General features: G+C 72.4%; 12 protein-coding genes. 6 read left to right on the forward strand and 6 right to left on the reverse strand.

Annotated elements, in window-relative coordinates:
- Positions 1 to 30 precede the first annotated feature (30 nt).
- From LBW94_RS04690 to LBW94_RS04705, 4 genes are read left to right on the forward strand one after another with little or no spacing between them, the layout of a single operon-like run.
- On the forward strand, positions 31 to 1947 hold the full coding sequence (locus tag LBW94_RS04690; protein ID WP_225058642.1) for a non-ribosomal peptide synthetase: 1917 nt from the start codon (positions 31 to 33) through the stop codon (positions 1945 to 1947).
- A complete protein-coding gene (locus LBW94_RS04695; RefSeq protein WP_225058643.1) occupies positions 1947 to 7190 on the forward strand; it encodes a non-ribosomal peptide synthetase in 5244 nt (1747 codons plus the stop codon). The genes LBW94_RS04690 and LBW94_RS04695 overlap by 1 nt, the downstream gene beginning before the upstream one ends.
- On the forward strand, positions 7187 to 7417 hold the full coding sequence (locus LBW94_RS04700) for an acyl carrier protein (protein WP_225058644.1): 231 nt from the start codon (positions 7187 to 7189) through the stop codon (positions 7415 to 7417). The genes LBW94_RS04695 and LBW94_RS04700 overlap by 4 nt, the downstream gene beginning before the upstream one ends.
- Positions 7414 to 8565, forward strand: a complete 1152-nt coding sequence (locus tag LBW94_RS04705; protein WP_225058645.1) for an alpha/beta fold hydrolase — start codon at positions 7414 to 7416, stop codon at positions 8563 to 8565. Before LBW94_RS04700 ends, LBW94_RS04705 begins: the two co-directional genes overlap by 4 nt.
- A 98-nt stretch (positions 8566 to 8663) precedes the next feature.
- Here LBW94_RS04705 and LBW94_RS04710 read toward each other — a convergent pair whose 3' ends face one another.
- From LBW94_RS04710 to LBW94_RS04725, 4 genes are read right to left on the reverse strand one after another with little or no spacing between them, the layout of a single operon-like run.
- Positions 8664 to 11969, reverse strand: a complete 3306-nt coding sequence (locus tag LBW94_RS04710; protein WP_225058646.1) for a condensation domain-containing protein — start codon at positions 11967 to 11969, stop codon at positions 8664 to 8666.
- Positions 11970 to 12027: 58 nt separating this feature from the next.
- Entirely contained in the window at positions 12028 to 13251 is a 1224-nt protein-coding gene (locus tag LBW94_RS04715) for a cytochrome P450 (protein WP_225058647.1), read from the reverse strand.
- 15 nt (positions 13252 to 13266) lie between these two features.
- Positions 13267 to 16284, reverse strand: a complete 3018-nt coding sequence (locus LBW94_RS04720; RefSeq protein WP_225058648.1) for a non-ribosomal peptide synthetase — start codon at positions 16282 to 16284, stop codon at positions 13267 to 13269.
- Between the two features lie 28 nt (positions 16285 to 16312).
- The gene (locus LBW94_RS04725) at positions 16313 to 17185 is read right to left on the reverse strand and encodes a DUF2306 domain-containing protein (RefSeq protein WP_225058649.1); all 873 of its coding nucleotides are present in this window, start codon (positions 17183 to 17185) and stop codon (positions 16313 to 16315) included.
- A 198-nt stretch (positions 17186 to 17383) separates the two neighbouring features.
- On the opposite strand from LBW94_RS04725, the gene LBW94_RS04730 reads away from it, so the two are divergent.
- Both LBW94_RS04730 and LBW94_RS04735 read left to right on the forward strand, forming a co-directional pair.
- A complete protein-coding gene (locus tag LBW94_RS04730; protein WP_225058650.1) occupies positions 17384 to 18355 on the forward strand; it encodes a squalene cyclase in 972 nt (323 codons plus the stop codon).
- Positions 18356 to 18487: 132 nt separating this feature from the next.
- Positions 18488 to 18661, forward strand: a complete 174-nt coding sequence (locus LBW94_RS04735; protein WP_416276848.1) for a hypothetical protein — start codon at positions 18488 to 18490, stop codon at positions 18659 to 18661.
- On the opposite strand, the gene LBW94_RS04740 is transcribed toward LBW94_RS04735, so the two are convergent.
- Together LBW94_RS04740 and LBW94_RS04745 are read right to left on the reverse strand one after the other, a co-directional pair.
- Entirely contained in the window at positions 18646 to 19020 is a 375-nt protein-coding gene (locus LBW94_RS04740; RefSeq protein WP_225058651.1) for a DUF2784 domain-containing protein, read from the reverse strand. The two genes, LBW94_RS04735 and LBW94_RS04740, sit on opposite strands and share 16 nt — an antisense overlap.
- Before the next feature lie 18 nt (positions 19021 to 19038).
- Positions 19039 to 19686, reverse strand: a complete 648-nt coding sequence (locus tag LBW94_RS04745) for an HAD family hydrolase (protein ID WP_225058652.1) — start codon at positions 19684 to 19686, stop codon at positions 19039 to 19041.
- Between the last annotated feature and the right edge of the window lie 18 nt (positions 19687 to 19704).

A 19704-nucleotide genomic window follows, 5' to 3' on the forward strand; every position in this document is an offset into this window, starting at 1 on the left:
CCGGACCGCCGTCCATCGAGGAGGCCCGACGTGCTGACCGAAACGCTGCTGGACCGCGCCGAGCGGACACCCGGCGCCGTCGCCTACGAGGCCGTCGATCCGTTCGGCGTCGTGACGACGCTGACCTGTGCGCAACTGGCGAGCCGGGCCCTGCTGCTGGCGCGGCGGCTGGACGCCGTCGGCGACGGCCCGGTGCTGCTGGCCTATCCGGCCGGGCTGGACTACGTGGTGGCGATCTACGCCGGATTCCTGGCCGGCCGCGCGATCATCCCGGCCTTCCCGCCGGGGCTGTCGCCGCGCGCGGACCGCACCCGGCTGGCCGGCATCGTCGCCGACGCCGCGCCGCCGGTGGTCGTCGCGCCGCGGCGCTTCGACGAGATCGAGGTTCCCACCGTGCTTTCCGTGCCGGACGCGGACGGTGCGGCACCGGGCCCGCGTCGTGGCGGCGCGGAACTCGCCGTCGTCCAGTACACCTCGGGCAGCACCAGCCGGCCGCGCGGGGTACTGGTCCGGCACGACAATCTGAACGCCAACATCGCCGCCATCGTGGAACGGTTCCGGGTGGACGCCGACTCGCGCTCGGTGACCTGGCTGCCGCCCTACCACGACATGGGCCTGGTCGGCGGCCTGCTGACCCCGATGGCCGCGGGTATCCCGGTCCGCATCATCGAGCCGGTCGACTTCCTCAAGGACCCGCTGTGGTGGCTGCGGCAGATCGGCGAGACCGGCGCCACCCACTCCGGCGGCCCGAACTTCGGGTACGACCTGTGCCTGCGCCGGCTGTCCGGCGACGCGGCGGTGGCGGACCTCGATCTGTCGCGGTGGCGGGTGGCCTTCAGCGGTGGCGAGACGGTCCGGCGCCGGACCCTGACCGAATTCTCGAAGGCGTTCGCGCCGAACGGTTTCCGGCCCGAGGCGCTGCTGCCCTGCTACGGCCTGGCCGAGGCGACGCTGATCGTGAGCGCGGGTCACTGGTCCGGTCCGTCGGCGCAGTCCACCGGTCCGGTGAGTTGCGGCGCCGCGGTGCGCGGCCAGGACCTGGCGATCGTCGATCCCGAACGCGGCACGGCCGTCGCGGACGGCGCCGAGGGGGAGATCTGGATCGCCGGGCCGAACGTCACGCCGGGATATCTGACCGGCGATTCCGACGACCTGTTCGGCGAGCTGGACGGCCGCCGGCATCTGCGCACCGGCGATCTCGGCTACCTCCGCGATGGTGAACTGCACGTCAGCGGCCGGGCCAAGGACGTGCTGGTGTATCGCGGGGTCAACCACCACGCCGTCGACGTCGAGGCGGCCGCGCTGGACGCGGTCGGCCGGGCCGGTCGCACGGCCGCGGCGTTCCTGATCGAATCCGGGACGCCGGGCAGCGGCGACACCGAGCCGCTGCCGGTGCTCGCGGTGGAGGTGCACGACACCCGCACCGAGGCCGCGGCCACCGCCGTGCGCGCCGCCGTGCTGGCCGCGACGGGCCTGCAACCGGCGCTGGCCGTCCTCCTCCCGGCGCATTCCCTGCCGCGCACCTCGAGCGGTAAGGTCCGCCGGTCCGCCGCGCGGAAGTTGTTCCTGCGCGGCGCATTCGACGAGATCCTCAGCGGCGACGAGGCCGCGCTGGCGGCGCTGGCCGACCTGCGCGCGGCGGCCGTCGCCACCGCCGAACTGACCACGCTGATCTGTGGCGTCGTCGCCGGCATCGGCGATCTCGACAGCTGCCGGCCGGCCGACCGGCTGGTGGACCTCGGGGTCGACTCGGTGCGGGCCGGAGAGGCCGCGGCGGTGCTCGAGCGGGCCCTCGGCCTGCGGGTCCCGCTGGTGGCCCTGCTCGCGAGGCCGACGCCGAAGGAGGCGGCCGAGACCCTGGTGACCGGCTGGCTGACCGAGGGCAGACCGGCCGGGCTGCTGCGGGATCGGGTGCTCGGCGCGGCCGGCGGCACCGGAGTCCGGTGATGGATCTCGCGGTGGGCCGCGGGCTCGTCCGGCAGTGGCGGGCCGGTGCGACCGACCCGGTGGGACCGGCGCCGATCACCCGGGAACAGCGCGGCGTCCTGGCCTTCGAACGGCTCAGTCCCGGCACGGCCGTGTTCAACCTGCACTTCGCCGCCTGGCACACCGGGCCGCTGTCCGAAGACCGGCTACAGCAGGCGATTTCGGCGCTGTACCGGCGGCATCCGGCGCTGCGCGCGACCTTCGCCGATGGCGCCGACGGCCCGCAACGGCGGGTCGGCGCCGCCGGATCGCTGCCGATCCACTGGCTGGATCTGCGCGAACTGCCCGCCGCCGAGCGCCGGACCGCGGCACTCGCGCACGCCACACGGCTCGCGGCCGAACCGTTCGACCTCGCGCGCGGCCCGCTGGTCCGGGTGCACTGCTGCCGCGTCGCCGACGACGAGCGCCTGCTGCTGTGCACCGCGCACCACCTGGTCTGCGACGGCGGCTCGATGCGCGTGCTGCTGGCTGAGCTGGACCCCGCCTATCGCGGCGAATTATCCGGCGCGGCCACCGATCCCGGTCCGCTGCCGGTCGATCCGGCCGCGCGGGAGTACTGGCTGGACCGGCTGGCCGGGCTGCCGGAACTGGACCTGCCGGCCGACCGGCCTCGCGCGGCGCGGCCGACGTTCGCGGCCGGATCGGTCCCGGTGACGATTCCCGCCGAGCTGACCGCCGCCGCCGAAGCGCTGGCGCGCGCGGAGGGCGCCACCCTGTTCGCGGTCGTGCTCGCCGCGTTCTGGCTGCTGCTCGGACAGTACAGCGGGCAAACCGATTTCGCGGTCGGCGTACCGGAGGCGGGCCGCTCGGGACCGGGCCGGCACGGCGCGGTCGGCCTGCTGTCGGATCTGCTGGTGCTGCGCGCCGACCTCGGCGGCGGGCCGTCCTTCCGGGAGCTGGTGCGCCGGGCCGGCGCGGCCGGTATCGCCGCGCTGGCGCACACCGGGGTGCCGTTCGAGGACCTGGTCGCGGCCCTGGCGCCGGGCCGGCACGTGCACGGCGCGCTGATCCGCGCGGGCCTGGCCTTCCAAGGTGATTGGGGCACACCGACTCTGGCGGACGTGCCGCTGCGACAGGTGACACTGCCGCGGCCCGCGCTGCGCTACGACGTCGACCTGCACCTGTGGCGGGCCGACGGCGGACTGTGGGGCACCTGGGACTATCGGGCCGACACCTTCGAACCCGCCACCGCGGCCGCGCTCGCCGCCCGGCTGCCGGTGCTGCTGGCGCGGGGCCTGACCGAGCCGGACCTCCCGATCGATCGGCTCGACCCGCTCACCGACGCCGACCGGGCCGCGCTGACCCGCTGGGAGCACGGACCGATCACCGCGGAGCCGGATGCCGGTCTCGCCGAACTGTTCTCGGCCCGGGCCGCGCGCACCCCGGACGCGGTCGCGATCACCGACGCGCACCGCGCGCTGACCTATCGCGACCTCGATCGGCGGGCCAACCGGCTCGCGCATCACCTGCGCGGCCGCGGCGTGCGCGCGGGGGATGTCGTCGGGATCCGGCTCGGCCGGACCGCCGACCTGGCCGCGGCCATGCTCGGGATCATGAAGGCCGGTGCGGCCTACCTGCCGCTGGACCCCGCCTATCCCGGCGAGCGCACCGAATACATGCTGCGCGACAGCCACTCCCAGCGGGTCGTCACCGAAGCGGACTTCGAAGCGCTTGCCGGGCAGCCGTTCTCGGCCGACGGTCTGCCGCCGGGGTCGCCGGACCGGATCGCCTACGTGCTGTACACCTCCGGTTCCACCGGACGGCCCAAGGGCGTGGTGGTCACCCACCGCAACGCCGTGCCCACGATGCGCTGGGGCGCCACCGCTTTCGGGCCGCACCTGCGCCGGGTGCTGGCCTCGACCTCGGTGTGTTTCGATGTCTCGGTCTTCGAGTTCTTCGCACCGCTGTGCGCCGGCGGGACCGTGGTGGTCGTGGACAACGCGCTGTCGCTGCTGACCGACCCGCCCGAGGTGACGCTCGTCTGCATGGTCCAGTCGGCCGCGCGCGCACTGGTCGAATCGGACGCGCTGCCGCGCAGCGTGCGGGCCGTCGCCCTGGCGGGGGAGGCGGTCGCCGCCACCGTCGTCGACGATCTCTACGCCACCGGGCACGTCGAGGTGGTGGCCGACCTGTACGGGCCGACTGAGGACACCACCTATTCGACGCACATCGTGCTGCGGCCGGGGGAGCAGCCGGTACCGATCGGATTCCCGTTGCCGCACGGCCGCTGCTACGTGCTCGACGCCGCGCTGCGGCCGGTCCCGCCGGGTGCGGTCGGCGAACTGTATCTCGCCGGTCGCGGCCTGACCGTCGGCTACCTGCACCGGCCCGGCGCCACCGCCGCGCGATACATCGCCGACCCCCGGGTCCCCGGCGAACGCATGTACCGCACCGGCGATCTGGCCCGCCGCCGCCCCGACGGCGCGCTGCTGTACCTGGGCCGGGACGACTTCCAGATCAAGATCCGCGGTCAGCGCATCGAACTCGGCGAGATCGAGACCACCCTCCAGCGCCATCCCCGGGTCGCCGAGGCGGTCGTGGTGCTGCACGGTGACCGGCTGGCCGGGTATCTGACGGCCCGCGGCTCCGGCGACCTCGACATCGAGGACGTACGCCGCGCGCTGCGGCGGCAACTGCCGGTGGTCATGGTGCCGAACAGCCTGCAAGTCCTGGACGAATTGCCGCGCACCCCCAACGGCAAGATCGATCGCCGCGCACTGCCGCAACCGGCGGCCACCGGCGCGGCCGCGGCCGAGACGCCGCCGCGCGGGGCCGCCGAGGAACTCGTGGCCGAGGTGTGGCGGGAGGTGCTCGGCATCGACGCGGTCGGCCGCGACGACGACTTCTTCGATCTCGGCGGTGATTCGCTGCGGGCCGGTGAAGTGCTGGGCCGGTTGCGCACCCGCGCCGGCGTCGACCTGCCGCTGCGCGCCGTATTCGACGGCGCGCGGCTGGCCGACCTCGCGGAAGCCCTTGCCGCGGCGTCGAACTCGCCTCTGCTGGCCGCGGTCCCGGTGCGACCGCCGGACGCGCCGCCGGTGCTGTCCCACGAACAGCAGCAGGTGTGGCTGGAATCCCAGCTGCGGCCGGGCACGGCGTACACGATCCACGGCCGGCAGTGGCTGCGCGGCCCGCTGGACGTGCCTGCGCTGGAACGGGCCGTCCGCGCGATCGTCGCGCGCCACGAGAGTCTGCGGACGACCTTCCCGATCGCGCGCGGAGTCGCCACGCAACGGGTCGCCGACCCGGATCCTGCGCTGCCGCTGCCGGTTACGGCCGCCGACTCGGTCGCGGCGGCCGAACAGCTGGCCGACGAGGCGGCCGCCGCGCCGTTCGATCTGGTCGCCGGACCGCTGTTCCGCTGCCTGCTGGTGCGGTGCGGCGACACCGAGCATCTGCTGTCGGTGACGATGCATCATCTGGTCTCCGACGCCTGGTCCATCGGACTGCTGTTGCGGGAACTGTCCGCGCTGTACCGCGCCGGCGGCGATCCGGCCCGCGCCGGGCTGCCGCCGCTACCCGTGCAGTACCGCGATTACGCGGTCCGGCAGCGCGAAGTGCTGACCGCCGAACGACTTTCGGCGCCGCTGGCCTACTGGCGACGCCAATTGGCCGGCGCCCCCGCTGCCCTCACACTGCCCACGGCCCGTCGCCGGCTGCCGGCGCAGGGCCGGGTCGGCGCCACGGTCTGCGCCGACCTCACCGGCGCCGAGGCGGCCGCCCTGCACGCCCTGTGCGGCGCACACGGCGTGACGCCGTTCATGACCCTGCTCGCGGTCTGGGCCACCGTGCTGCACCGCTGGTCCGGCCAGGACGACATCGTGATCGGCGTACCGGTGAACACTCGCGCCGCCGGCGGCGCCGACCTGCTGGTCGGGCTGTTCGTCAACACGGTGGCGCTGCGGGTCCGGCTCACCGGCGACCCGGCCTTCACCGAGGTCCTGGCCCGGGTGCGCCGCACGGCCCTCGACGGCTACGTGGCCCACGGCCGGATCCCGTTCGAACGGCTCATCGGCGACCTGCGGCCCGTGCGCGACCCCGCGCGCACCCCCGTGTTCCAGGTGCTGCTGAACCTGATCGAGGAAGCCGACGACGACTGGCGGCTGCCGGGCCTCACGGTCACCACACCGCCGCTGCCACCGCAGCCGAGCAAGGTCGACCTCGAACTCGACGTACGCCACCGCGCCGGCCGCTACCGGCTGGAGTTGCGCCACCACGCCGACCGCTATGCCGAGGACGCCGTGCGTACCCTGCTCGACCAGGTCCGCACCGTCCTCACCGCGGCCGCCGCCGATCCGGCGCGAGGAATCCTGCACTACGACCTGGCCGATCCGACCCCGCCGGTAGTCGCGCAATCCCCGGCCCGGACGGTGCCGGAGGTCCCCGCCGGTACCCCGGAAACCGTCCTGACCTGGTTGCGCCGGTCGGCGGTGACCGCGGTCGAACTCACCGCACCGCTACTGCGAACGCTGGCCCGGCACGCCGGAGACCCGGTCCTGTCCCGGCTGCGCTACGTCTACCTCGTCAACCGCGGCGATCTGCTCGCACACGATGTGGAACTGGCCCGCCGCCTCGCCCCCGGCTGCCGGGTGGTCGCCCGCTACCGGCCGCTGCCGGGTGCGGCCCCGCTGGCCGACTACGAGGTCCCCGCGGACTGGCACCCGGACACGGCCCCGCTGCGGGTACCGATCGGCCGCGAACACCGGACGATCCCACTACGCAACGCGGCCGGCCGACCGGCAGGCATCGGCGAGGTGGCCCGGCTCGGGATCGGCCCGGCCCGCGTCCCGGACCCGGTCCGCCGCCGCCCCGACGGCCTGCTGGAATTCGCCGGGCCACCCCACGCGGACCTGCTGGAGACGGTCGCGTTCCTCCGCGACCTACCCGGCATCGACGACGCCGTCGTCCGATTCGAGGACGGGGCTGCCGGGCCCGGCCGGGATGAGGCTGTTGCCGGACGCACCGGCGACCTCGGCGGTGCCACCGCCGCCGATGCCGATCGGGCCGGTCTCACGGCCTGGATCGCTTGTCGCGGTGCGATTCTCGACCGGACGCAGCTGCGGCGGCACCTGATCGCCCGGCTCCCCGAGCATCTCGTCCCGCAGCGAGTGCTGACGATGGACCGGCTGCCGCTCACCTCCACCGGCGAGCACGACCTGTCCGCGCTGCCCGACCCGGCCGCCGCCGGCCTGCCCGCCTCGTGAACCCCGGGGAACGGGCCGCCGGCCTGCTGACTATCGCACGAAATATTCTGTCAGAGAACGAGATAGGGGCGGACGACGATCTCGCCGAGCGCGGTGTCACGTCGCTGGCGATGATCCGTATCCTCGCCGAGGCCGCGCGCACCCTCCACCTGGACATCGACCCCCGGGAACTCGACGGCACGGTCACCGTCCGCAATCTGGCCGACATAGGCCGGGAGACACCATGATCGGCGAACATCCGAGCCCGGTGACGACGCGAGCGCTCGCCGATCTCGTCGACGCGGTGCGGCAGTTGGCGGGACTCACCGGGCAGGTCGGTCCCTTCACTCTGCCGGCCGACACCGCCGACCGAACCCCGGACCTGATCGCGGCGGTGTGCCGGGAGTTGCAGGTACCCTTGCGTTTCGACGCGTCGGAACGCAAGGATTTCGCCACGGTCGCACTGGCGGCGGAGATCCGGCGCACCCAGCGCGCACCCGAACTGGCCGGACTCACCGCCGCCGACGCGGCTGCGGTGGCCCGGCAGCGCGCCGCCGGCGAGCGGGCCGAAATCCGTACGCATGCCGTGCCTCGCCCCGACGGCACGGTGGTGTCGGCCGTCGAAGCCGGACCCCGTGACGGTGCCGCCGTCGTACTGTCGGCGCCGTGCGCGATCGGCTACCGGCTGTCGCTACCCTGGCTGCACGCGCTGCGACCGGCCTACCGCTGCATCGTCGTACAGACCCGCGGCACCACCGAATTCATCACCGAGCCGGAGCTGTTCGACCGCCGCGGCTACGCCGTGGCCGACCAGGTCGCGGACGTGCTCGCGGTGATCGAGCACCTCGGCACCGGGCCGGTGCACCTGATGGGCCTCTGCGGTGGCGCGGCCGTCGCGCTGGCGACCGCCGCACAGCACCCGGACCGGGTCGGCTCGCTCAGCCTCTGGTACGCCGACCTCGAATTGGGTTCGGCGGCACCGAAATCCGAACACCAGATCAACCTGCGCGCCATGCTGGACGTGGCGGCCGAGTCCCGCGACACCGCGGCCTGGATCCGCGACCGCCTCACCAGCGGCCCGATGACCGGCATCCCGGAGCGGATCGGCCCCCTGGTGGCCAAGCCCTACGCCACGCCGGAACTGTTCTACCGCTACGCGACACTGACCGGCGCGACCATGCATCACGACTCCCGCGCCGCCGTCGCGACGATCCGGCAGCCGTGCCTGGTCGCCACCAGCGCCGACGACGAACTGGCCCACCCCGCCGGTTCCCGCTGGGTCGCGGACACGATCCCGGGAGCCCGCCTGCTGATCGCCGACCACGGCCATCACCTCGACGCGTTCCGCGCCACCCCCGACCAGGTCGCCGCCCTCACCACGGTCCTGAACGCCTGAGCGCCAGCAGGATCCGGTATCCACCGGCGAGTTCGCCGAACCGCGCGGGAACGTGGGGAGTCCGCGACTGCTCGCGGCACATCCGGTGCGACGAGCGACTACTCGGCCTGCTCGATGTCCGCCAGCAGCGCCTCGAAGAAATCGAGTCCGGTCTGCTCGCCCTGTGTCCGGACGATCAGCCGCGCCAGCTCGTCCACGGTCGGCGACTCGAAGATGTCCTTGACCGCCAGCTCGATCGCGAACGATTCCCGCACCCGGGTGACCAGCCGCGTCGCGAGCATCGAGAACCCGCCGAGTTCGAAGAAGCTGTCGTAGATCCCCACGCGCTCGAGGCCGAGCAGGCTGCGCAGGATGACGATGAGCTCCTCCTCCATCGGTGTGCGCGGCGCGGCGTAGTCACCGGCGCCACTGCCCTCGCCGGTCGGCCGCGGCAACGCCGACAGCTGATACTCGCCCCACGGTGTGCGCGGCAGCGCATCCAGCACGAAGAGTTCCTGCGGCAGTAGATAATCGGGCAGGCGGGCCCGCAGATAGTTGTGGATCGTGATCGAACTCTGGCTGCCGCTCGGCCCGGCGACGTACGCGAACAACACCGGAGTCCCGTCGGCCCCGGGCTGCTCGACGATCAACGCGTCGCGAACACCGGGTGCGTCGCGCAGCGTCGACACCGTCTCCATCGGGTCGAATCCCGGATTCGACCCCACCGGCCCCGCGTACTCCAGCGTCCCGTCCGGCCACCGCCGCGCGAGGTCACCCGTGCGCGCCGCGCCGTCCCAGAGTTCGGCGAGTTCACCGATCGCGGCCGGCGCGCCTGCCGGGGTGCGCAACGTCACCGGCCGCCCCGGCAGGGGCGCGCCGAGCCGCACCCGCAGCGGCGCATCCCGCACCGTCAGCGCGCGAGGTACCTCGTAGCAGGTCAGCGGTCGTCCGTCGATCCCCATCCGATGCACCGCCACACAGCGGCACCCCGGAGACATCCGCCGCATCGCCTCGATGTCGTGCGGCAGCAGATCCCCGGGGTTGTCGACGACCACACAGCGCAGCGCGGGCAACTCCGGCACCGTCGCCTGCCCGGCGAGCCCGCGCAGGATCGGCGGATCGAGATACGCCACGCTGACGCCGCTGTCGCGCAACCAGGCGGTCAGCGCGAGGACGTCACCGTCGAACGAACGATCCGGGATCACCAGCGCGGCACCGGCGGCGAACGCGGTACACATCGCCGAGGTGAGATAACCGGGCCGATTGGTGAGCACGACGATCCGATCCCCGGGACCGAACCCGAACCGCGCGGCGGCCCAATCCACCGGCGCCGCACCGGTGCCCGGTATCACCGCAACAGCCTCCGGCACGGCCGCAACGGTTTCCGGTAGCTCGGTGAGCCGGATGGTGCCCGCGGCCCAGACGCCGGCGGGTTCCGGATCCAGCACCGTCGTCAGCTCCAGCGGCCCGGTCAAGGCCGGGTCGTCGGTGTCGATCACATCCGGGATCACCCCCGCCGCGGCCGCGCCGAGCAGTGCGGCGAGGAAGGCCGCCGACGGCCGGCGCACCACCCCGACCCGCTCACCGGCGGTCACCCCGTGGTCGGCGAACAGCCCGGCCACCTGCCGCACGGTCGCGTCCAGCCAGCGGTAGCCACGGGTCCGCGCTCCGACGACGACGGCGATCCGATCCGGGAAGGCCGCGTGGTACGCGATACTCGCACCGGGCGCCGGGAAGTCCTCCGCCGCCGCGACGACCGCCGCGACGGTCTCGGCCGGCGCCTCGAGCAGCCGCACACTCGGATCGGCGACCGCGGCGGCGAGCAGCGTCCGCACTTGCGCCAGTAACGCCAGCCCGGTCGGCGGATCGCAGCGGTCGGCCGGGAAATCCATCGTGAAGCGCAGCACGCCACCGGATTCCTGCGCGGTCAGGGTCAGGTCGTACCGGCTGAACAGCGACGGTGTCTCGATCGGCTCGATGGTGAGGGTGCTGACCTCCTCGGCCTCCGGACTGGCGACCACGTTCAGCACCACCTCGAACAACGGGGTGCGGCGTGGGTCGCGCGCCACGTTCAGGTCGCGGACCAGTTCGTCCATCGGCGCGTCCGCGTGCGCGTATCCGTCCAGGGCCGAGGCCCGGACCTGTTGCAGCAGATCGCCGAAACGCGGATTGCCGGTCAGGTCGACCCGCAACGGCAGCAGATTCACGAAGAATCCGATGATCCGGTCGGTGAGGCTGGCATTGCGACCGGCGACCGGCACCCCGACGACGATGTCCGACTGCCCGGACCAGCGGCCGAACACGGTGGCCAGCACCGCGTACAACACCATGAACGAGGTGACGCCGTGGGCCCGGCACAGCTCGTGCAGCGCGGCGGTCTCCGCCGCCGGGAGTTCGGCGGTGACCTGCCCGGCCTCCGCGCGCAGTGCGCTGGTGCGCCGCTGCACGGTCGGCATGGACAGCACCCGCGGCGCCTCGCGCAGATGCCGCCGCCAGTGCTCGAGCCGGGATTCGAGGGCCGCCCCGGACAACCAGTCACGTTGCCACACAGCGTAATCCCGGTACTGCACCGGCAGCGCCGACAGGCCGGCCCGGCCGGGATCGCCGCCGGCCCGATACAGCGCGGTCAGCTCCCGGATGAACAGGCCGATCGACCAGGCGTCGGAGACGATGTGGTGCATGGTGACGCCGAGCACGTGCTCGGTGTCACCGGCCCGGATCAGCAGGCACCGGATCAGTGGACCGGTCGACAGGTCGAACGGCGTGGTGAGCTCCTCGTCCAGCAGCCGCCGCACCTCCGCCGCGCGGTCCGGGGATTCCGACACGTCGACGAGCCGCATGCGCCACGCCGGATCCGGTTCGTCGACCACCTGCTCCGGCTCGGTCCCGGTATCCGGGAAGCGGGTGCGCAGCGTCTCGTGCCGGGTGATGATCGTCCGGATACTCTCCTGCAGGACCGGCACATCCAGCGCGCCGAGGATCCGCCGGCGGCCGTGCACGTTGTAGATCACGCCGGGTAGCAGCTGATTCTCCAGCCACAGCCGCTGCTGATCGAAGGACAGCACCGGCCGGGCCCGCGCCGGCCGCCGGCCCAGTGCGTGCGGCCGGGCCGTGGCGCGGGCCGCCACCGACTTCGCCGCCACGACCGTCGCCAGCCCGGCGACGGTCCGGGCCTCGACATAGTCGGTGACCGGGACATCCACCCCCATGGTCCGGCGGATCTGCGCCACCACCTGCGGGACCCGGGACAGGTCGCCCAGTGCGAGCAGGCCGTCGCCGACGTCGATGTCGGAGTGCCCCAGCACTTCCCGGAGGATGTCGATGATCGCGTCCTCGTACGGCGTGCGCGGTGGCAGCGACCGCTCGCCGGGAGAAGTGTCCGGGTCGGGATCAGCGGGGGAGGAGGTCACCGAAGGACGTGCCATAGCAGCACAGTACGGCCGGGCCCGGCCGCCGCGGATGTCACATAAAGCGGGGAGGAGGTCACCGGAGCACCCGTACCGGCAGCGTGGCGTAACCGTGCATGAAGTTGGAGCGCAACAGTTCTCCCGGCTCGCTCGCCTGGATCCCGTCGAACAGTTCCACCGTGTGGCGCAGCATCGACCGCAACTGCACCCGGCCCAGCCCGGAGCCGGGACAACTGTGCGGACCGGCGGCGAAGCCGATGTGCGAGTTCGGATGTCGGCGCATGTCGAACTCGTCCGGCCGATCGAACACGGCCGCATCGCGATTGGCCGAGCGCGGCCACACCACCACCGGATCTCCGGCCCGGATGCGCATCCCGGCCAGTTCCACGTCGGTGGTCGCCACCCGCGCCAGATGCCGCACCGGATTGGCCCAGCGCACGGCCTCCTCGACCGCCACCGCGATCGCCTCCGGGTGCGCGCGCAGCGCCGGGAAGATCTCCGGATGTTCGATCAGCGCCGACGTGAGATTGCTCAGCAGGCTGCGGACCGTCGTGGTGCCGCCGATGGCCAGGTTGAGCGCGTTGAGGACGACCTCGCCGGTGGTCAGCGCGTCCCGGTTGGCGGTGCCCGCCGCCAGCCGTTGCACGATGCCGGCGCCGGCGCGCGTGCGCAGCAGTGTGGCGAAGTAGCCGAGCAGTTCGCTGTTGGCCTGTTCGGCCGCCGCGCGCTGGTCCGGCCCGGACAGGAACACCCGGGAGGTCCGGGCCGTGATCCAGTCCAGATCGTCCTTCGGCAGGCCGAGCAGCCGGGCCGCGGCGTAGGTCGGGATCCGCGCCGCGACCGCCGCGACGAAATCGACGGTGCCGCCGTGCTCGCGCACCCCGATCAGCAGATCGCGGACATATTCGCCGATGTCGTCGGACAGCGTGCCGACGACGCCGTCGGCGAAGAACGCGCCGATGCTGCGGCGCAGCCGGCGATGTTCCGGCGGGTCGGTCACCTCGACCATCATCCCGCTGGCCGGATCCGGTTCCGGCCGTAGACTGTCGAGGGTCATGCCGTGGGTGGCGGAGAACGTGGCGGCATCCCGGTACACCTTCAGCGTCTCGGCGTACCCGATCACGGCCCAGAACCCGGGACGGCTCTTGGCGCCGTGCCAGAAGACCCGATGCTCCGGTCGCAATCCGGCCAGCACCCGGTCGGCCGCGAGCAGCCGTACCGGATCGGGGTCGGCCAGATCGATGTCCGGAATCGGATCGGTGCGGTCGACGACCGGGTCCAGGGGTATCCCGACACTCATGCCGATCATCGTGCGTCAGCGTGGCGCGCGAGACACTTCCCCGCTTTCGGGGACAGCCGCCGCGGTGGCGAGCAGCGCGGTGTAGTCACCGGCGAGCGCGACGACCGTCGTCGCGTCGAAAAGCTGTGTGGCGTACTCGAATCGGCCGTCGACCCCGCCGTCCGGCCGTTCGGTCAGCCGGCAGGCGAGATCGAATCGCGTCTCCGGCGCGTCCGGCAGCCCGAAATCGGCCCGGTCGGCCGGAATCGGTTCCAGCGCGAAGAACACGTCGAACAACGGGTGACGGCCGGGCTCGGTGATCGCGTCCGAGGCCGCGACGACATCTTCGAACGGCAGCACCGCGTGCTCGACCGCGCCGCGTACCGCGGCTTCGACCTTGCCGAGCAATTCCGTGAAGCCGGGCCGCTCGCCGACGCGGACCCGGATCACCGCCGTCTCCTCGAACATGCCGACCAGTGATTCCCACTCGGCCCGGCCCCGTCCCGCCGCCGGAATACCCACGGCGAGATCGGATCCGGTGGCCGCCTGCGCCAGCAGTGTGAACAGGCCGGTCAACAGTACGGTGAACAGCGTCGCATCACGATCGGCCGTCAGCGCGCGCGTCACCCCGGCCGGCACGTCGAAATGTACGGTGCCGCAGCGGCGATCGCGAATCTCCGGTCGCGGCCGATCCGAAACCAGTTCGGCCGGGCGGAGTCCGGCCAGCGTGCCGCGCCAGAAGTCCAGGTGCTGTTGCGCGGCCGGTCCGGTGGCGTAGTCGCGCTGCCACTCGGCGTAGTCGCCGTAACTCAGCGGCGGCGCCGGCACCGAGCGGCCCCGATAGGCGGTCCGGACCTCGTGCGCGATCAGTGCGAGGGACCGATCGTCGGCCGCGATCCGGTGCACGACCACGAGCAGCACGGTGGCGTCCGTGTGGCACAGTGTGTACAGCCGCAGCGGCAACTCCGTGGCCAGATCGAACGGCCGGGCCGCGGCCGCGCCGAGGATCGCGCGCGGATCGCCGTCCACCTCGCGGACCGGTATCGAATCCGCTTGCGCCGACACCGGATTCGGCAGTCCGACGGGGTCGGCCGGATATCGGGTGCGCAGCACGGCATGCCGCTCGAACAGGCCGGTCAGCGCCTTCTCCAGGGCCGCGGGATCCAGCGGCCCGGGCAGGCGCACGACGATCACCGCATTGTCGACGACGCTGTGCGGCTGCGACGACTGATACAGCCACAGCCGCCATTGCGCCGCCGACAGCCGGGCGGCCCGGCCGTCCGCCAGGGCCCGGGGTTCCGGTCCGGCGTCGCCGTCCAGCACGGCGGCCAGCCCGGCGACGGTCCGGGTCTCGAACAGCGCGTTGATCGGGACCTCGGTCCGCAGTTCCTCGTTCAGCCGCAGGACGATCTGCACGGCCCGCAGCGAATCACCGCCGAGCGCGAAGAAGTCGTCGTGCGCGCCGATCGTGGGCTGCCGCAACACCTCCGCCACGATCGCGGTGATCAGCTGCTCGGTAGCGCTCCCGGTCGCCGCGGCCGTCTCGCCGGGCGTGCCGGCGCCTGCCGGCAACGCGGCACGATCGAGCTTGCGATTCGGGGTCCGGGGGAACTCGCCCAGAACGACATACCGAGCCGGAACCATATGCGCGGGAAGGGATCTCGCCAGATGCCGGTGCAGGCGGCCGGTCTCCGGCGGCGCCGCCGGGTCGGCGGGCCGCACATAGCCGACCAGCGCGGCGGTCCCGCCGTCGTCCACCGCCAGCACCGCCGCCTCGGCCACCTCGGGATGCTGCTCCAGCACATACTCGATCTCACCGGGCTCGATCCGGAAGCCGTGGATCTTGATCTGATCGTCGCTGCGACCGAGGATCTCGATCCGGCCGTCCCCGTGCCGGCGCGCGATGTCGCCGGTGTGGTACAGCCGCGCGCCGGGCCGGCCGTACGGGTCCGCGACGAATCGCGCCGCGGTCCGGCCCGGACGATGCAGATACCCCGCGGCCAGCCCCGCCCCGCCGATGTACAGCTCACCGTTCTCCCCGGCCGGCACCGGCCGCAACGACTCGTCGAGCAGATGCAATGTGGTGTCCCGGACGGCCCGGAACTCCGGCGGCACCCCCCGCTGATATCGGGTGGCCGACGACCATACGGTCGTCTCGGTGGGGCCGTACAGATCCCAGAGCACGACCTCCTCGCCGAGCAGCCGATCGGCCAGCTCGGCCGGCAGCCGCTCACCACCACAGAGCACCGTGAAACCCGGTGGCGGCGTCCAGCCGGTCTCCAGCAGCAACCGCCACGTGATCGGCGTGGCCTGCATCGTGCGCGCGCCGGTGCCGGCCAGCAGCCCGGCCAGCCGCTGCGGGTCGCGGATCTCGGCCTGATCCGCCACGACCACCCGGCCCCCGGCGACCAGCGGACCGAACAGCTCCAGACCGGCGATGTCGAAGGACACCGTGGTCACCGCCGGCAGCACCAGACCGTCCGGCAGTCCGGGCCGGTCCCGCATGGATCGCACGAAGTTGGCGAAGGCGCGATGGGTCACCAGCACGCCTTTCGGCCGGCCCGTCGACCCCGAGGTGTACACGACGTAGGCGGCGGAGTCCGGACGCAGCGCCGCGACGCCTCCGGTGTCGCGGCGAACGTCGATGTCGTTCAGGTGGATTCGCGCGATGTCCGACAGCTCCGGCGATCCGGCGGCGTCCGGGGCGAGCAGGACCGACGCCGCGGAGTCGGCGACGATGTACGCGAGCCGGTCGGCCGGATGCGCGGGATCCAGCGGAATGTAGGCCGCACCGGAGAACTGCACCCCGAGCAGGGCCGTGATCAGATCCGCCCCGCGCGGGACCGCCACGGCCACCAGATCACCGGGCCCGACGCCGATCGCGCGCAGGCGCGCGGCCACCGCGTCGGCCTCGGCGGTCAACTGCCGGTAGGTCAGCAGCTGTCCCGCGGACTCCACCGCCACCGCGTCCGGCGACCGCTGCGCACGAGCGCGGATCAGATCCGGCACGGTGGCCGAGTCGTCGTGGCCGGGGTCTGGGTGTATGCCGCTCACGGACGCTCCTGATCGGTCACGGTTCGCCTCAGACGGCCGGCGCCGAGCCCGCCACCGGCTCGGGCACCGGCACGGTCGATTCGGCCGTGAAGTCGGCGGATTCGGCGACGACCACCGGCGCCTCGGCGGATTCGCGTGCCGGAACCCGTGTTTCGACCGGCCGCACGGAACCCGCCGCGGGCCGGCGTGATTCGGCCGCGGCGTCGCGCGCCGCGCGTGACCGGCGCAGCAGATCCCGATCCATCCACCACTCCACCGCCAGGAACGGCACGATCCAGCTCAGCCAGGTGTTCAGCCCGGATCGCATCTCGGAGAACGCGAGCCGGCTCGCGGAGAACTGCGAATGCGCGTCCGCGCGCAGGATCCAGCCGAGCGGGATGAAGAAGATCAAGGTGATGGGGAACGACGCCGTGATCGCGAAACTGCGCAGCATCCACCGCCGGTGATCGGCGTAGCGCCGCTGCCGGGCGAACCGATAGGCCGCGGCGGTGGCGCCGAACCAGATCGCGCCGGTGATGATGTCACTGAACTCGTTCAGCGGCGGCTCCGGCCAGACGGACAGCAGGATCAGCCCGGCGCCGGAGGCCATCCCGGCCCCGCCGAAGACATAGACCCACCCGACATACCGATGAATCCGTGGATGCCGCCGCCGCAACCAGGGTGACAACTGCGCGACGCAGGTCGCCATCGCCACCGATGCGCCGGTGATGTGCACCAGCAGCAGGGGGAAGAACACCGGATGCAACCGCATCGAGAATCGAGCCGTACTCGGATCCCAGACCCGGAAGTACGTCCACAACAAGATGACCGACACCGCGGCCGCGATGCCGAACACGGTCAGCGGGAACGAGAATCGCCCCCGCGGTTTGCGCCGTGCTGTCGTGCTGCTCTGGCCGTTCATCTCGGTCTCCTGGGAGCCTGGGCGGCCGAACGATCGCACACCGCCGCACGTGTCCGAGAATGGCCCCCCGCGCCGCCGTGAGGTGGTCCCCTTTTCGCGTGACACCTTGTGGCGCCGTGCTATTGGCGCGAAACGCGGGATCACCGACACGCCGTGCGGTCCTGCGCCGAACGGCCGGACTCGCTAGAGTCGGCGGTCATGACGCCCGACGTGCCGATCGCCTGGCTGACCGACTCCGACCCCACATTGCGCTGGCAGGTCGAACGCGACCTGCTCCACGCGCCCCCCGAGGTCTGGACCGCCACCCGCGCCCGTATCGCCACCGAGGGCTACGGCGCACGACTGCTGGCGCTCCAGGACCCCGACGGCCAATGGGCAGGCGGCGCCTTCTTCCCCGCCGACTTCGACTTCCACACCCGCGAAACCAGCGGCCAGCCCTGGACCGCCACCACCTGGACCCTCAACACCCTGCGCGAATGGGGACTCGACGCCTCGGTGCTCCAGCAGAACCACACCGCCGAACTGCTCGCCGAGCACAGCCGCTGGGAATACGAGAACCTGCCCTACTGGGACGGTGAGGTCGACTGCTGCATCAACGGCTGGACCCTCGCCAACGGCGTCTGGCTCGGCGCCGACGTCACGGGCCTCGCCGACTGGTTCGTCGAACACCGTCTGCCCGACGGCGGCTGGAACTGCGAATGGGTCGAGGGCTCCACCCGCTCCTCCTTCCACTCCACCCTCAACTCCCTCAAAGGCCTGCTCGCCCACGAGATCGCCACCGGCGGCACCGACGCCACCCACGCGGCCCGCCACGCCGGCGAGGAATATCTGTTGCAGCGCAACCTGTTCCGCCGCCTGACCACCGGCCAACCCGTCGGCGACTGGGTCGACCGCTTCATCCACCCACCCCGCTGGACCTACAGCATCCTCAACGCCGCCGACTACTTCCGGTCCGCCGCCCGCCACGACGGCACCCCACCGGACCCCCGCATGACCGACGCCATCACCCACATCCGCGCCGCCCGGCAGCCCGACGGCACCTGGCTCCAGGGCACCCCCCACCCCGGCCGGGTCTGGTTCGATACCGACGCCCCCGAAGGCCAACCCTCCTCATGGCTCACCTTCCACGCCGCTCGCGTCCTGGACTGGTGGGACACGGCCACCGCATAGCGATCCGGAGCATTCGTGGTTTCCCGTTGCCAGGCCGACTTCGATCGCACACCACGATGGACCGAACGATCCCGATCACCGGACTCGGGCATGTCCTCGATCCGGCGGTCGGCGGGTGTGTAAACCATTGCGGTGCATCCGGATGTGCGGGCCGGGCTCGTCGGCGAGGAGCGGGTGGCTGCGCTCGAGTCCGAATGCGCGCGGCTGGTCGTACTCGCTGCGGTGCGGGTGCGGCTGTTGCGTGCCGATGGTGCGCGGTGGGCTCATCGCGCCGCCGCCCGCGGCGAGGCTCATCTGACGACCTGAGCGCTCCGGCGACGATAAAACCGCAGGTAGAGCACCCAGGACGTGACCACCACGAGCACCACCAACACCCGCACCAGCTCCAGTGCACTACGCGGGTACAACACACCGGTGAGGTAGTGGTCGATGAAGCCGCTCGGTGGCAGTCCGGCTTCGCCGGCGCGCCGGCGGGCCCAGTTCTCCAGATTCGTCAGGGGGCAGGTGAGGTCGAACAGGACGGTGCCGAAGCCCCAGATCACGGCGGCGAGGTGGGTCCAGATGGTCCGGCGCCAGCGGCATGCGAGGAAGCCGCCCACCACGAGGTAGGCGACGAACAGGAAATGCACCCCGGCGGTGGCGTCCGCGAGCAGGCGGTACATCACCCTTCCAGGGTAGGCGGGTCAGGCGGCGTCGGCGTCGATCAGCTCGGGTAGTTCGGTCAACGCCGAGATACGCCAGTCGGCGCGGGCGGCGGCGGGGGAGTCCTGCTGGATCCAGGCCCAGGGGCCCCGCAGCAGGAATGCGGAGCGCAGGCCGGTGTCCTTGGCCGGCACCACGTCGTTGTCCACCCGGTCGCCGACGTACACCAGGCGGTCGCGGGGGCAGGGGGCGATGGCCGCGACGCGGTCGAAGAAGGCCGGATCGGGCTTGCGCAGACCCCATTCGTCGGAGGTGGCGATGTAGTCGACGGGCAGGTCCATCGCGTGCAGGATCGGGGTGGTGCGGACCGGCTGGTTACCGACGATGCCGATCCACAGGCCGCGGTCGCGCAGGCGGTCGAGTGCGCGCCGGACGTCGGGGTACAGGTCGGCCTCGGTGAAGCCGTCGGGATAGCCTGCGGCGGACATCAATTCGGCATCTCGGCGAATGTCGAAGTCGGGCCGGAACAGTCGCATCGCATCGGTCCACTCCCGGCCGCGCGCGATGGCGGCGCCGAGGGTTGCCATCAGCGTGAGACGTGGCACGCCGATCCAATCCGCCCAATCCTGGTACCGGCGGGTCTCGTCGACCAGTGTCTCCCCGACATCGAAAACCACGGCTTCGATCATGATCTCCACCCTAGGCGC

Origin of the sequence: Nocardia sp. alder85J (assembly GCF_020176955.2) — a bacterium.
Taxonomy (GTDB): Bacteria; Actinomycetota; Actinomycetes; order Mycobacteriales; family Mycobacteriaceae; genus Nocardia.